Source organism: Pseudomonas sp. AGC41 (assembly GCF_057334555.1).
On sequence record NZ_JBHFJB010000157.1, the window covers coordinates 10,228 to 24,296 of the forward strand.

The 14,069-nt window shown below is 59.4% G+C and carries 16 protein-coding genes; 8 read left to right on the plus strand and 8 right to left on the minus strand.

Features of this window, described 5'->3' with window-relative positions; genetic code table 11:
- Nucleotides 1–21: 21 nt before the first annotated feature.
- Together erpA and argC are read right to left on the minus strand one after the other, a co-directional pair.
- The gene (erpA, locus tag ACE04F_RS27105; protein ID WP_003177727.1) at nucleotides 22–372 is read right to left on the minus strand and encodes an iron-sulfur cluster insertion protein ErpA; all 351 of its coding nucleotides are present in this window, start codon (nucleotides 370–372) and stop codon (nucleotides 22–24) included.
- 149 nt (nucleotides 373–521) lie between these two features.
- Nucleotides 522–1,556 (minus strand): N-acetyl-gamma-glutamyl-phosphate reductase, encoded by a 1,035-nt coding sequence (gene argC, locus ACE04F_RS27110; protein WP_305498436.1) that lies wholly within the window; start codon nucleotides 1,554–1,556, stop codon nucleotides 522–524.
- A gap of 133 nt (nucleotides 1,557–1,689) precedes the next feature.
- Here argC and hemJ point away from each other — a divergent pair, with 133 nt between their 5' ends.
- The 6 genes from hemJ to coq7 all read left to right on the plus strand — a co-directional run bounded on the left by hemJ (nucleotide 1,690) and on the right by coq7 (nucleotide 6,093).
- On the plus strand, nucleotides 1,690–2,121 hold the full coding sequence (hemJ, locus tag ACE04F_RS27115) for a protoporphyrinogen oxidase HemJ (protein ID WP_305498435.1): 432 nt from the start codon (nucleotides 1,690–1,692) through the stop codon (nucleotides 2,119–2,121).
- Between the two features lie 34 nt (nucleotides 2,122–2,155).
- Nucleotides 2,156–3,124, plus strand: coding sequence for an NAD(P)H-dependent flavin oxidoreductase (locus ACE04F_RS27120; RefSeq protein ID WP_486110630.1), 969 nt, complete (start codon nucleotides 2,156–2,158; stop codon nucleotides 3,122–3,124).
- A 40-nt stretch (nucleotides 3,125–3,164) separates the two neighbouring features.
- A complete protein-coding gene (locus ACE04F_RS27125) occupies nucleotides 3,165–4,121 on the plus strand; it encodes a DUF805 domain-containing protein (protein WP_486110631.1) in 957 nt (318 codons plus the stop codon).
- Between the two features lie 62 nt (nucleotides 4,122–4,183).
- On the plus strand, nucleotides 4,184–4,969 hold the full coding sequence (locus ACE04F_RS27130; protein WP_486110632.1) for an SDR family NAD(P)-dependent oxidoreductase: 786 nt from the start codon (nucleotides 4,184–4,186) through the stop codon (nucleotides 4,967–4,969).
- A gap of 62 nt (nucleotides 4,970–5,031) precedes the next feature.
- A complete protein-coding gene (locus ACE04F_RS27135; RefSeq protein ID WP_486110633.1) occupies nucleotides 5,032–5,370 on the plus strand; it encodes a histidine triad nucleotide-binding protein in 339 nt (112 codons plus the stop codon).
- A 75-nt stretch (nucleotides 5,371–5,445) separates the two neighbouring features.
- Complete coding sequence (coq7, locus tag ACE04F_RS27140; RefSeq protein ID WP_305498429.1) at nucleotides 5,446–6,093, plus strand: 2-polyprenyl-3-methyl-6-methoxy-1,4-benzoquinone monooxygenase; 648 nt, start codon at nucleotides 5,446–5,448, stop codon at nucleotides 6,091–6,093.
- Nucleotides 6,094–6,193: 100 nt separating this feature from the next.
- Here the strand turns inward: coq7 and speD are convergent, their stop codons facing one another.
- Both speD and ACE04F_RS27150 read right to left on the minus strand, forming a co-directional pair.
- A complete protein-coding gene (gene speD / locus ACE04F_RS27145) occupies nucleotides 6,194–6,988 on the minus strand; it encodes an adenosylmethionine decarboxylase (protein WP_305498428.1) in 795 nt (264 codons plus the stop codon).
- 239 nt (nucleotides 6,989–7,227) lie between these two features.
- Complete coding sequence (locus ACE04F_RS27150) at nucleotides 7,228–7,650, minus strand: OsmC family protein (protein ID WP_008061600.1); 423 nt, start codon at nucleotides 7,648–7,650, stop codon at nucleotides 7,228–7,230.
- Nucleotides 7,651–7,886: 236 nt separating this feature from the next.
- Here ACE04F_RS27150 and crp point away from each other — a divergent pair, with 236 nt between their 5' ends.
- The gene (crp, locus tag ACE04F_RS27155) at nucleotides 7,887–8,531 is read left to right on the plus strand and encodes a cAMP-activated global transcriptional regulator CRP (protein ID WP_305498426.1); all 645 of its coding nucleotides are present in this window, start codon (nucleotides 7,887–7,889) and stop codon (nucleotides 8,529–8,531) included.
- Here crp and ACE04F_RS27160 read toward each other — a convergent pair.
- From ACE04F_RS27160 to ACE04F_RS27175, 4 genes are read right to left on the minus strand one after another with little or no spacing between them, the layout of a single operon-like run.
- Nucleotides 8,528–9,220 (minus strand): lipoate--protein ligase family protein, encoded by a 693-nt coding sequence (locus ACE04F_RS27160; RefSeq protein WP_486110634.1) that lies wholly within the window; start codon nucleotides 9,218–9,220, stop codon nucleotides 8,528–8,530. The two genes, crp and ACE04F_RS27160, sit on opposite strands and share 4 nt — an antisense overlap.
- A gap of 4 nt (nucleotides 9,221–9,224) precedes the next feature.
- On the minus strand, nucleotides 9,225–10,061 hold the full coding sequence (gene trpC / locus ACE04F_RS27165; RefSeq protein ID WP_434602003.1) for an indole-3-glycerol phosphate synthase TrpC: 837 nt from the start codon (nucleotides 10,059–10,061) through the stop codon (nucleotides 9,225–9,227).
- On the minus strand, nucleotides 10,058–11,107 hold the full coding sequence (trpD, locus tag ACE04F_RS27170) for an anthranilate phosphoribosyltransferase (RefSeq protein WP_486110635.1): 1,050 nt from the start codon (nucleotides 11,105–11,107) through the stop codon (nucleotides 10,058–10,060). The genes trpC and trpD overlap by 4 nt, the downstream gene beginning before the upstream one ends.
- 9 nt (nucleotides 11,108–11,116) lie before the next feature.
- Entirely contained in the window at nucleotides 11,117–11,710 is a 594-nt protein-coding gene (locus ACE04F_RS27175; protein WP_486110636.1) for an aminodeoxychorismate/anthranilate synthase component II, read from the minus strand.
- A gap of 413 nt (nucleotides 11,711–12,123) precedes the next feature.
- On the opposite strand from ACE04F_RS27175, the gene estP reads away from it, so the two are divergent.
- Nucleotides 12,124–14,031, plus strand: coding sequence for an esterase EstP (gene estP / locus ACE04F_RS27180; protein ID WP_486110637.1), 1,908 nt, complete (start codon nucleotides 12,124–12,126; stop codon nucleotides 14,029–14,031).
- The last annotated feature ends 38 nt before the right edge of the window (nucleotides 14,032–14,069 follow it).

Consider the following 14,069-nt stretch of genomic DNA (forward strand, 5'->3'; position numbering starts at 1 on the left):
GCGGCGTTTTTATTGAAGCGATCAGATCGAAAACGAAGAACCGCACCCACAAGTCGTGGTGGCGTTAGGATTCTTGATCACGAAGCGCGATCCTTCCAGGCCTTCCTGATAATCCACCTCGGCACCCGCCAGGTACTGGAAGCTCATCGGATCGACCACCAGGCTGACGCCTTCGCGCTCGACGATGGTGTCATCCTCGGCCACTTCCTCATCGAAAGTGAAACCGTACTGAAAACCTGAACAACCGCCGCCCGTCACGAACACGCGCAGCTTCAAACGATCATTGCCCTCTTCATCGACCAGGCTCTTCACCTTGTGCGCGGCACCGTGGGTGAATTGCAAAGCCGTGGGGGTGAAGGTTTCGACGCTCATGCTGAATATCTCCCGGCGCTTACGCCGCCATAATGCGTGATGGCGGGCATTATCCGCTTCTCCGACAAAATTGGTCAACTATTTGCGCAGCAGCTGTAAGCCGCAAGCGATAAGCCACGGGCTCGTAGCTTACCGCCTGCATCTGGTAATTAAGGCAACATCCCAGCGTGCGACAGGCCCAGCCGCTCATCGAGCCCGAAGAGGATGTTCAGGTTCTGTACCGCTTGGCCGGAAGCGCCCTTGACCAGGTTGTCGATTACCGACAAGACCACGACCAGGTCGCCATCCTGCGGGCGATGCACAGCGATCCGGCATACGTTCGCGCCGCGGACACTGCGGGTTTCCGGATGACTGCCAGCCGGCATCACGTCGACAAACGGCTCATCGGCGTAACGCTTCTCGAACAGCGCCTGCAGATCCACGGAGCGATCGGTCACGGTGGCGTAGAGGGTGGAATGGATACCACGGATCATGGGCGTCAGATGCGGCACGAACGTCAGGCCGACGTCCTTGCCTGCCGCGCGACGCAACCCTTGGCGAATCTCCGGCAAATGACGATGCCCCTTGACCGCGTACGCCTTCATGCTCTCCGATGTTTCGGAGTACAACGAGCCAACGCTGGCACCTCGACCGGCGCCGCTGACACCCGACTTGCAGTCGGCGATCAAGCGCGACGCATCGGCGAGACCGGCCTCCAGCAACGGCAGGAATCCCAACTGCGTCGCGGTCGGATAGCAACCCGGCACTGCGATCAGCCGTGCCTGCCTGATTTTTTCACGATTGACTTCCGGCAAGCCGTAGACCGCCTCGTCCAGCAGTTCCGGTGCGCCGTGGGGCTGACCGTACCACTTGGCCCATTCGTCTGCGTCCTGCAGACGGAAGTCTGCCGAGAGGTCAATGACCTTGGTTCCCGCAGCGAGCAGCTCACCCGCCAGAGCGTGGGCGACACCATGGGGGGTGGCGAAAAACACCACATCGCAGGCCCCGAGGGTCTTGACGTCAGGGACGCTGAACGCCAGGCCGTCGTAATGGCCACGCAAGTTCGGATACATGTCGGCGACGGCCAGGCCGGCCTCGGATCGGGAGGTAATGACCACCACCTCAGCTTGCGGATGCTGTGCCAACAGACGCAGCAGTTCGACACCGGTGTAACCCGTGCCGCCGACGATACCGACCTTGACCATGAACCTGCCCTCAACGAACCACTGGAAAGCCGTCGATGATAGGGCGCCCGCAGCCCCGCGACAACCGCCAAGGTGACGTGTGGCCGCGCTAACCTCTACTATCGAGGCTACCGTGAACCTGGGAATATCAAAAATGCTCTATCTATGGCTCAAAGCGCTTCACATTGTCAGCATGGTCTGCTGGTTTGCCGGCCTGTTCTACCTGCCTCGACTGTTCGTCTATCACGCTCAAAGCGAAGACAGCGTCAGCAAGGAACGCTTCTCCATCATGGAACGCAAGTTGTATCGCGGCATCATGGGCCCGGCGATGATCGCCACGCTGGTGTTCGGCATCGGCTTGCTCAGCCTCAATGCCAGCGCCTACTTCACCCAAGGCGGCTGGATGCACGCAAAGCTGACTCTGGTCGTCTTGCTGATCGGCTATCACCATATGTGCGGTGCCCAGGTTAAGCGCTTCGCCCGTGGCGAAAACACCCGCAGTCATGTCTTTTATCGCTGGTTCAATGAAGTGCCGGTCGTGATATTGCTGGCTATTGTAATTCTGGTCGTGGTCCGGCCGTTCTAATTCCAACCGCATCCATTGATCAGAGGGACCTCCAATGTCGCTGCCCGCTCTGCTTGAACAACGTCTGCGGCTGCCTGTCGTGGTCGCACCGATGTTCCTCATTTCCAATCCGCAGCTGGTACTGGCCTGCTGCCGCAACGGTGTCGTCGGGAGTTTCCCGGCGTTGAACCAACGTGAAAGCAGCGGCTTCAAGGCATGGCTGGAGGAAATCGAAGCGGGCTTGGCGACCTTGGAAAAGCCGGCGCCCTACGCAGTCAATCTGATCGTCCATCACAGCAACCCGCGACTCCAGGCCGACCTGGCAATCTGTATCGAACACAAGGTGCCGATCGTCATCACCAGCCTGGGGGCGGTAAAGGAATTGGTGGATGCGGTTCATGGCTATGGCGGCCTGGTATTTCACGACGTGACCACTCGCCGCCATGCCGAAAAGGCCGCCGAAGCGGGCGTCGACGGTTTGATTGCCGTTGCGGCCGGTGCGGGTGGGCACGCAGGAACCTGGAGCCCATTCGCACTGATTGCTGAAATCCGGCAGTTCTTCGATAAAACCCTGTTGCTTGCAGGATGCCTTAACCACGGCCATCAGATTCTGGCTGCGCAATTGCTTGGCGCGGACCTGGCCTACTTCGGAACGCGTTTTATCGGCACAACGGAAAGTCATGCGTCCGACGCTTATAAAGAGATGTTGCTCACATCCAGAGCCGCGGACATCGTGCATACTCCCGCAGTGTCAGGGGTGCCGGCCAGTTTCATGCGTCAGAGCCTGGAAAGTGCCGGCTTCGACCTGGCTGCCCTGCAAGGCAAGGGCGTGGCGGATGCGGGGGCGAAACTCAAACCGCTCAATGATGAAGCCAAGGCCTGGAAGACTGTATGGTCCGCCGGCCAGGGTGTAGGTGACATCAATGATTTGCCCGGCGTCGATCAATTGATCGCACGCCTGGATGAAGAATACCGGCAGGCGCAAGCCCTAGCGACACAACTTGGCGGCCAGTGGCCGCGCTGAACCCACAATTAAACCAACCAGAAAGACAAGGATGCCAGGCATGAGCGAAAACCGTTTCAACATTGTATTCGACGGGGCCCTGCTGCCAGGCGTAGATACCACTACCGCCAAGCTCAACCTCGCCGAACTGTTCAAAAGTGATGTGAGCGCCATTGAACGACTGTTCAGTGGGCGCAAGGTCTCCCTCAAGAACAACCTGTCCCAGAATGAAGCGCAACAGTACCTGGACGCGCTTCATAAAAGCGGCATCGATGCACGAATCGAAGCCGAACCGTCCATCCAGCTGAATCTCGGCGAAATCCAGGAGCAGCCGGGCGGCCGCCAGCCGGACTCCGTGATCGATCCTGTTTCTCCTTATGCACCTCCACGGGCAGCAGTAGGTGAAACGTTCGCCGAGTACGGCACGCTCAAGCCCTTCAGCTTCGAGGGACGTATCGGACGCCTGCGCTACCTGGCCTGGACCATGGTCCTGACCCTGGCCATGCTGCCGTTGGTAGGCCTGGGCTTCTGGGTCGCCACGAACTGGCTGCTCGCTTCCGACTCGATAGCCGGGTTGGTCGTCGGTGGTCTGATCGCTGCAGTCGTCGTGCTTGCCTTCGCGTTCGTGAGTATCCAGTTCAACGTTCAGCGTCTGCACGATCTCGGCTGGTCGGGGTGGTTGTGGTTGATCAACCTCGTGCCATTCGTGGGCAGCATCTTCCCGTTCATTCTCATCATTGCCCCAGGCAATACCGGCGCCAACCAGTACGGCCCGCCACCGCCGCGCAATACCACGGCGGTCAAGCTGCTGGCGTCGCTTTGGCTGGTGATGATCGTCCTGATTTTCGTGGCCACCTTCGCCGGCATCTTCGGTGCTCTCCAGGAGGACTTCGATAGCGGTGCCTCGAGCAGCTACGAGAGCAGCGAGTACAGTGACCAGACCAGCGAAGAACCAGCCGTTGATGCAGCCGAGCCCGCCTCGCCTTCTGTAGACTACGAGGAAGAAGAGGAACAATAGGCCCGCTTCATGCCAGTGACAGCCCAGTCCATTGGCGGCGGGCTGTTGCGATGGAGAACTGCATGACCCGTTACGCCCTGATCACTGGCGCTTCCAGCGGAATCGGCCTGGCCCTGGCTGAAGCACTGGCCCGGCGCGGGCGCAACCTGATACTCGTGGCGCGACAGCGTGATCGGCTGGAAAGTATTGCGATCGAACTGACCCAGCGATTTGGCGTGGAAGTATTGTTCCGGGCTTGCGACCTGAGCGAGCCCTTGCGGCTTTCAGGTTTCCTGCTGGAACTGGAAGAAGGCGAACGCCAGATCGACCTGCTGGTCAACTGCGCCGGCATCGGCACCTTCGGCCCGTTCCTGGGCCAGGACTGGATGACCGAGCAAGACCTCATCGAAGTGAATATCCTGGCCCTGACCCGCCTCTGTCACGCCATAGGCAACAGCATGGCGCTGCACGGAGGCGGCCAGATCCTGAACGTCGCGTCGATTGCCGCGTTCCAGCCGGGCCCCTGGATGAGCACCTACCACGCCAGCAAGGCGTACGTATTGCACTTTTCCGAAGCCCTGCGAATCGAGCTGAAGAAATGTGCGATCAAAGTCTCGGTACTCTGCCCTGGCCCGACCCGCACCGGTCTTTTCGCCGGGTGGCAACGGGACGAGAAGCCCAGCAACGATAAGAAGCTGATGAGCCCTGAAGAGGTTGCGCTGTACGCTGTCCGCGCGCTGGACAGGGACCGGGCGATTATCATTCCCGGACGCCGCAATCGCTGGATCGCCGCCCTGCCTCGACTCGGGCCGCGCTGGCTGGTGCGGATTCTCAGCGGCAGGTTCAATAAAGCCTACTGTCCACGCTGAACTCCCCGGACGGTACAGCCTTCAATAAACCCGACCTCAGACAACCCAACGGAGCAGCAGCTGTGGACACTTTGTTTACCAAGATCATCAACCGGGAAATTCCGGCCAGGATCATTTATGAAGACGATCAGGTTCTGGCTTTTCACGACATAGCCCCCCAGGCTCCAGTGCATTTCCTGGTGATTCCGAAAAAACCGATCCGCACCCTCAATGACCTGACCGAGGGAGACAAAGGGCTGGCCGGACATATCCTGTTTACCGCCCAGCGCCTGGCGCTTGAACTGGGCTGTGAGGAAGGCTTCCGCGTGGTGATGAACTGCAATGAACTTGGCGGGCAGACCGTCTATCACATTCATATGCACGTGCTGGGGCAGCGTCAGATGAACTGGCCACCGGGTTGATACCGCAGACCCAGCGCAAATCTTCAGCGGCCGATTGGGTTAAACTGGCTGCCGTGATTTTTTCCGGAGGTAAGCATGACTACCCAACGTCACTACTCGCCCATTGACCGTCTGCTGCTGCAAGCCGATACCGCGATGCGCACGCTGCTGCCCTTCAGTGGCCAGCCGTACCGTCCGTCGCCGGCAATCGTGCAGCCGGACGTACAGATGAGTGACGAAGAGACTCGCCATGTCGCGGGCCTGATGCGCATCAACCATACCGGTGAGGTTTGCGCCCAGGCTCTGTACCAGGGCCAGGCGCTGACGGCGAGATTGCCGCAGGTGCGCGAGGCGATGGAGCATGCGGCCGAAGAAGAGGTCGACCACCTCGTCTGGTGTGAGCAACGCATTCGTCAGCTGGGGAGCCACACCAGCGTCCTCAATCCATTGTTCTACGGGATGTCATTCGGCATCGGCGCGGTGGCCGGACTGATCAGTGACAAGGTCAGCCTGGGCTTCGTCGCGGCAACCGAACATCAAGTGTGCAAGCACCTGAATGAGCACCTGGAGCAGTTGCCAGCCGAAGATGAAAAGTCCCGGGCGATTCTTGAGCAGATGCGCAAGGATGAAGAACAGCATGCCGAAAGCGCACTCGACGCGGGGGGTTTTCGTTTCCCAGCGCCGGTGAAATTCGGCATGAGTCTGTTGGCGAAGGTCATGACCAAGAGCACCTATCGGATCTGACCGCGAAACGGCGCCAGCCCCACAGGCCTGCCGGGTTTCCCAAAACTGAAAAAGGCGACTACCTCATCGGTAGTCGCCTTTTTTGGTGCAGCCTGGACCTTCAGCGCGGCATGTTGCGCGCGTAGAAAATTTCCAGCATTTCGTGCTTCACACGCTCTTCCACCTGGCCACGCTGTTCAACGGACAGGTTGCTGGTGGCATCACCGAACAGATAGTTGTCCAGCTCGAAGTCCTTGAGCAGCATCTTGGTGTGGAACAGGTTTTCCTGGTACACGTTCACGTCGGTCATCTGATATGCGTCGCGAGTGTCTTCGGAAAGATAGTTCTGAATCGAATTGATCTCGTGATCAATGAAGTGCTTGTGTCCCTCCACATCCCGTGTGAAACCACGCACACGATAATCCACGGTCACGATGTCGGAGTCGAACTGGTGAATCAGGAAGTTGAGTGCCTTGAGCGGTGAAATGACGCCACAGGTCGACACATCGATGTCCACTCGGAACGTTGCGATACCGTCCACAGGATGGATTTCCGGGTAGGTATGTACCGTGATGTGGCTCTTGTCGAGGTGGGCCAGGATAATTTCAGGCAACGGGCCCGGGGACTCTTCGATCTGGCTGTCGGTCGGTGTCACCGGCTCTTCCGAGATCAGAATGGTCACGCTGGCGCCTTGGGGTTCATAGTCCTGACTGGCGATGTTCAGGATGTTGGCACCAATGATATCGACAACTTCCGTGAGGATCTGCGTGAGGCGCTTGGCGTTGTACTCTTTATTGATGTACTCGACGTAGGCCTGCTGGTCTTGCGGGGTTTCCGCATAGCAGATGTCATAGATGTTGAAGCTCAAGGTCTTTGTCAGGTTATTGAACCCATGGAGCTTGAGTTTGCTTTTCACCGTTTGAAAACTCTCTGTGTATTGCGGCCCGGCCGCGTGATCAAGCATGCCCGTCAGATGCGAACGACGCACCTGCGTAGGACGGTTAACACCTCTTCGCGATGGCGATTTTGGTTGTCTGTCCAGGCAATGAATCAGCCCGCGAGCCGATCATTGCCCTGAAAAAAGTGGCGCATTATGCAGATGTCGGCTTCTGATCGCCAGAGCTTGCACTGCATTTGTGATGGTTGGATGTCGATTCAACCCAATTCGATGATTTCATAGTCGTGAGTGATTTCAACACCGGCAGCACCGAGCATGATCGAGGCCGAGCAGTATTTCTCGGCGGACAGCTCGATGGCGCGCTTGACCTGGGCTTCCTTCAGTCCACGGCCTTTCACCACGAAGTGCATGTGGATCTTGGTAAACACTTTCGGATCCTCTGTCGCGCGCTCGGCTTCAAGGAACGCTTCGCAACTTTCGACGGCCTGGCGTGACTTCTTCAGAATGCTGACCACATCGAAGTTGCTGCAGCCGCCGACACCGAGCAAGAGCATTTCCATTGGCCGGACACCCAGGTTCCGACCACCGGCATCCGGTGGGCCGTCCATGACGACCACATGACCACTGCCTGATTCACCGAGGAACATGGCTTCGCCAGCCCATTGGATGCGTGCCTTCATCGCCAAGACTCCACTGTTCAAAAAAGGGGGCGCCAGCTTAGCACAGCGCCCTTGAATGGCAGCGGATGCCTGAAGCCACTATTACACCGGCGCCGGTAGGTAAATTCTCGAATCTATTACGGATGCCTCTGTTAAGCTGCGCCATCTCGCTGGCGTATGGCCAGCTTTTGGCGATAGCTATTCGCCCTCATCCAATAACCAAACCACCACACCGCGCAGTCTTTCGGGATACAACCATGGTTGCCATTACTCCCACGTCCAAGATCAAGAACCTCGACAAACTCTTGATGCATTGCCAGCGTCGCCGCTACCCCGCCAAGCACAACATCATTTGCGCAGGCGACCGCTCCGATACGCTGTTTTTCATCATCAAGGGCTCCGTCACTATCCTGATCGAGGACGACGACGGCCGGGAAATGATCATCGCCTACCTCAACTCCGGGGATTTTTTCGGCGAACTGGGATTGTTCGAGCAGGCGGGCAAGGAGCAAGAGCGCAGTGCCTGGGTGCGAGCCAAGGTCGAATGTGAAGTGGCGGAAATCAGCTATGGCAAATTCCGAGAGCTGTCGCAGCAAGACCCGGACATCCTTTATGCCCTCAGCGGACAAATCGCGCAGCGTCTGCGCAATACCACGCGCAAAGTCGGTGACCTGGCGTTCTTCGATGTGACCGGCCGCGTCGCCCGCTGCCTGCTGGAACTGTGCAAGCAGCCCGACGCCATGACCCATCCGGATGGTATGCAGATCAAAGTGACCCGCCAGGAAATCGGCCGCATCGTTGGCTGCTCCCGAGAGATGGTCGGACGCGTACTCAAGGACCTGGAAGAGCGCAACCTGGTCAGCGTCAAAGGCAAGACCATGGTCGTGTTCGGGACGCGCTAGAAGCTGCTCAACAGTTCCCGGTAGAGCGCCTCGAGCCGTTCCAGCGCATGGGGCGCCGGGAATTTCTCATGCAGGGCAATATGGCTCTCGGCACGCACACGCGGCTCCAGGCCACACGCCTCGTTGAACCGATTGACCGCCGCGACCATGGACTCGCGCTCGTCCTCCAGCAATAGGGCGCCATGCACCAGGCCCACCGGCCTCTGGCCGCCCTTGCTTTGCCGCCAGCGCTGGGCAGTACCGACCATTTTCCGGCCGTCCAGATTGACGTTGAAGCGCCCATCGCAAAACGCGCCCTCCACTTCACCGAGGGAAGCCACCCCGCCCAGCTCATCGAGCAACTGGCAGATCGGGTCGCATAGACGCCGATAAGCAGTCTCGATCCGGCCATGGTCACCTTCACTTCGCGGCGGCGCATAGACCAGCGCGATATTGACCGTAGCGGCCGATTGAGGCACTGGCTCGCCACCGGTTTCACGCAGCAGCACCGGCCAGCCGCTTGTGGCCGACACCTCACAGGCAAGTTCAAAACCTGGCAGGCGACTCAAGCGACGCGGCATGACCAGTGCACGGTCGCTGGGCTGCCAGAACAGCAAGCCGGATTCAGCGTCACCGACGCAAACGCTGGCCAGCAGATCCTGTTCGGCCTGCAGGCCGCTTTCAACCGTGAGGGCAATGGCTGGAGACATCGATTCAGTCCAGCGTCGAGCCGGTTACCGGAACGCCACGCTCGGGGAAAAACAAGCGCTGCAGTTCCGTACCCGGGCTTTCGGCCCGCATGAACGCCTCGCCAACCAGGAACGAATACACATCGCTGACTTCCATCAGCTCGACATCGGCTCGGTTGAGAATGCCGCTCTCGGTGATGACCAGGCGATCGCGTGGAATTCGCGGCAACAAGTCGAGAGTGGTTTCCAGGCTGACTTCAAAGGTATGCAGGTTGCGGTTATTCACGCCGACCAGCTTGGTATCCAGCGTCTTCAGGGCGCGTTCCAGTTCATCGCCGTCGTGGACTTCCACCAGTACATCCAGGCCCACACCTTTCGCGACTGCTGCCAGCTCGGCCATTTTCACGTCATCCAGGGCGGAAACGATCAACAGCACACAATCGGCACCCAAGGCCCGCGCCTCAACGATCTGGTACGGATCGATCATGAAATCCTTGCGGATCACCGGCAGCTTGCACGCCGCCCGCGCCTGCTTGAGATAGTCATCGGCACCTTGGAAAAAATCGACGTCGGTGAGCACCGAAAGGCAGGTCGCACCGCCCTTCTCGTAGCTCCTGGCGATGTCGGCGGGGACGAAGTCCTCGCGGATCACACCTTTGCTGGGTGACGCCTTCTTGATTTCGGCGATGACCGCAGGCTGCTTTTTCTTCGCCTGGTCGATCAGCGCCTGGGCAAAGCCGCGAGGCGCGTCTGCCGAACGTGCGAGACCTTCCAGCTCGGCGAGGCTGACCCGGGCCCGGCGCTCGGCCACTTCTTCAGCCTTGCGAGCCAGAATGTTTTCCAGAACCGTTGGCACGCTCATCCTTCATTCTCCACTTTGAATACGGCGGTAAACGCGCCCAATTCTTCCAGTTTTTCCCGGGCCAGGCCGGTGTGCAACGCATCATGCGCGAGTTCGACACCTTGCTTGAGGCTGCTGGCGTGATCGGCGGCATACAACGCGGCGCCCGCGTTGAGCATGATCATTTCCGCAGCCTTCTGGCCATTCTCGGTTTTACGCCGCCCCAAGGCATCGCGGATCAACTCGAGTGATTGAGCTGGCCCATCCACCGCCAGTCCATGCAGGCTCTGGCTCTTCATGCCGAGGTCTTCAGGTTCGACCCAATATTCGCTGATCTGATCATTTTTTAGCTCGGCCACGAAAGTGGGCGCCGCCAGGCTGAATTCATCCAGGCCGTCTTTGGAATGCACGACCAGCACGTGCTTGCTACCTAAACGTTGCAGGACCTCGGCCAATGGCCGGCACAGCGCCTGGCTGAACACGCCGACTACTTGATGCTTCACACCGGCCGGATTCGTAAGCGGGCCGAGCATGTTGAACAGCGTGCGCAAGCCCAGCTCGCGACGCGGCGCCGCGGCATATTTCATGGCGCTGTGGTGGGTCTGGGCAAACATGAAGCCGATGCCGACGCTATCGATACAGCGGGCAACCTGGACCGACGTCAGGTTGAGGTAGATACCGGCGGCTTCCAGCAGATCGGCGCTGCCGCTCTTGCCCGACACCGCACGATTGCCATGCTTGGCGACGGTGCAGCCGGCCGCCGCAACGACAAATGCCGAGGCGGTGGACACGTTGAAGATATTGGCTCCGTCACCACCGGTCCCGACGACATCCACCACACCATCGAGAGTCTTGAGTTCGACCTTGTCCGCCAACTCGCGCATGGTCGTCACCGCACCGACAATCTCGTCGATGCTCTCGCTCTTCATGCGCATGGCCATCATGAACGCGCCAATCTGCGCGTCCGTGCACTGGCCAGTCATGATTTCCCGCATCACGTCGCGCATCTCGTCGGTGCTCAGGTCGAGCTGGCCGACGATACGGTTCAGGGCTGTCTTGATGTCCATGGAGAGTCCTTAGCGCGTGCCGCCGGTTTGTTTGAGGAAGTTGGCGAACAGTTCGTGGCCCTGCTCGGTGAGGATAGACTCGGGGTGAAATTGCACACCCTCGATGTTCAACGTCTTGTGACGCAAACCCATGATTTCGTCCACCGAGCCGTCTTCGAGCTGGGTCCAGGCGGTCAGCTCAAGGCAGTCGGGCAGGGTTTCGCGCTTGACGATCAACGAGTGGTAGCGGGTGACGGTAAGCGGGCGATTCAAGCCCTCGAACACGCCTTTGTCCTGGTGAAACACCGGGCTGGTCTTGCCGTGCATCACCTGGCGGGCCCGCACGACATCGCCACCGAACGCCTGGCCGATCGACTGATGCCCCAGGCAGACACCAAGGATCGGCAGCTTGCCGGCGAAATATTTGATGGCCTCGATGGAGATGCCCGCTTCGGTCGGCGTGCAAGGGCCAGGCGAGACGACGATGCGTTCGGGCTTGAGAGCCTCGATTTCGGCAATGGTCAGCTCATCGTTGCGCACGACCTTGACCTCGGAGCCGAGCTCGCCGAGGTATTGCACAACGTTGTAAGTAAAGGAGTCGTAGTTATCGATCATCAGCAACATGGCGTAAACAACCTATTGAATACACTGACTTGGAATGCAGCCTTCGAAGAGTGACCCGCACGGCGCTGCGCTGGACAGGCGAGTGATGCGCCTGCGAAGCGGTTTCCAAACGGGTAAAGAAGGCAAATCGGTACAGGTCCGGCGAGGCCGGCATGGAACGTTCAGGCGCGCCAACGCCAGCGGGCGTGAGCCTTGATCAATTGATTCAGAAGTTTGCTGACAATCGACACGGGGAAAGTCTCGTTCATACGTTCCGGCACAGTAACTTAGCTGGGCGGAGCACGCAATAAGACCGACCCGAAGGGCTCGCAAACAATCGCTATGCTTCCTGGCTGGGTGGCAAACGGTCGGCCCCCTTTGGTACTGTCGTTTCGTTTCTCCCGCTAAAAAACAAGATTGAAAAGGACCTTCTCATGATCAAGCAGACGATATTCGTCCCCATCGCCAGTTGCCTGCTGACGATGGCCTGCGCTCAGGCGGTTGCCGCCCCCAATCCTTACTCCAGCTTCATCGTGTTCGGCGACAGCCTCAGCGACGCCGGTCAGTTCACCGATTCGGACGGCCCACCCGGCTCAACCTTGCGTTTTACCAACCGCACCGGCCCGGTTTACCTGGATGGCAGCGGCGAAGTCTATTCCGCAAACTCGACCCAACTGCTCGGTGGACGGCTGGGTTTTTCCGCCGATGAAACCGCCGCGTCCACTTCGGCGGTGCGTGCCAGCGAAGGGCTGGCGGACGGCAACAACTGGGCTGTAGGCGGTTACCGTACCGACCAGATACTGGATTCGATCACCAATATTTCCGCCACCGGCGAGCGCAGCCGGGTCGGTTATCTGCCGGCCAATGGCCTGCGTGCCGACCCGAATGCGCTGTATTACCTCTCCGGCGGCGGCAATGATTTTCTTCAAGGCAGAGTGTTGAGCCTCGCCCAGGCGGAGGCCGCCGCGGACCGCCTGGCCGACAGCGTACAAGTGCTGCAAACCGCCGGTGCCCGCTATGCGATGGTCTGGTTGCTGCCGGACGTGGGCCTGACCCCGGCCCTCAATGGCACCCCCTTGCAGGGAACGGTCTCGCTGCTCAGCAATCGGTTCAACCAGCAACTGGTCACACGGTTGCAGGGCATCGATGCCGAGGTCATTCCACTGAACGTTCCGCTATTGCTGCAGGAAACCTTCGCCGATCCTGGACGATTCGGCCTTGCCACCGGCGAGAACCTCACTGCCACTTGCTTCAGCGGCAACAGCTGTACGGAAAACCCCACCTACGGCATCAACAGCGCCACGCCTGATCCGAGCAAGCTGATCTACAACGATGCAGTTCACCCCACCGAAACCGGGCAGAAGCTGATTGCCGACTACGCCTATTCCCTGCTCGCGGCGCCGTGGGAATTGACCTTGCTGCCGGAAATGGCCCACTCGACCTTGCGCGCCCATCAGGATGAATTGCGCAGCCAATGGCAATCGGACTGGGAGGATTGGCAGGCGGTAGGTCAATGGCGGGCGATCGTTGCCGGCGGTGGTCAGCATCTGGATATCGATAGCCAAGGCAGCGGCGCCAGCGCCGATGGCAGCGGCTACAACCTGAATATCGGCGGCAGTTACCGTCTCAACGAAGCCTGGCGCATCGGCGTGGCCGCCGGCCTGTACCGCCAGGACATGGACGCAGGCCGCAACGATTCGAACTACAAGCTCAACAGCTACCTGGCCACCGTGTTCGCCCAGTTCCAGCAGAACCGCTGGTGGGCCGACGCCGCGCTGACCGGCGGCAAGCTCGACTACGACAACCTGGAGCGCAAATTCGACCTGGGCGTCAGCCAGGCGCAGGAGAAAGGCGATACCGACGGTCATCTCTGGGCATTCAGCACACGCGTAGGCTATGACATTGCCCGGCCGGGCAGCCAATGGCACCTGTCACCGTTTGTCAGCGCCGATTATGCGAAAGTCGAGGTCGATGGTTACTCGGAACAGGGCAGCCGCTCCACGGCGCTGACTTTCGACGACCAGACCCGCGATTCAAAACGCCTGGGCATCGGCTTGCAGGGCAAATACAACTTTACCCGCCAGACCCAGGTGTACGGGGAGTATGCCCACGAGCGCGAGTATGAAGACGATACGCAAAAGGTGAACATTGCCCTCAACAGCTTGCCGGCCAATGACTTCACGCTGGAGGGCTATACGCCACAAAGCCACCTCAATCGCCTGAGCCTGGGAGTCAGCCACAAGTTGACCAGCGACCTGGCGCTGCGGGGCGGTTATACGTTGCGCAAGGATGATGATTTCACCCAGCAAGGGGTGAGCGTGGGGGTCAGCCTGGATTTCTGAATCCTGTAGTAACCGAAAGCCCTTGTGGCGGGGGGGGG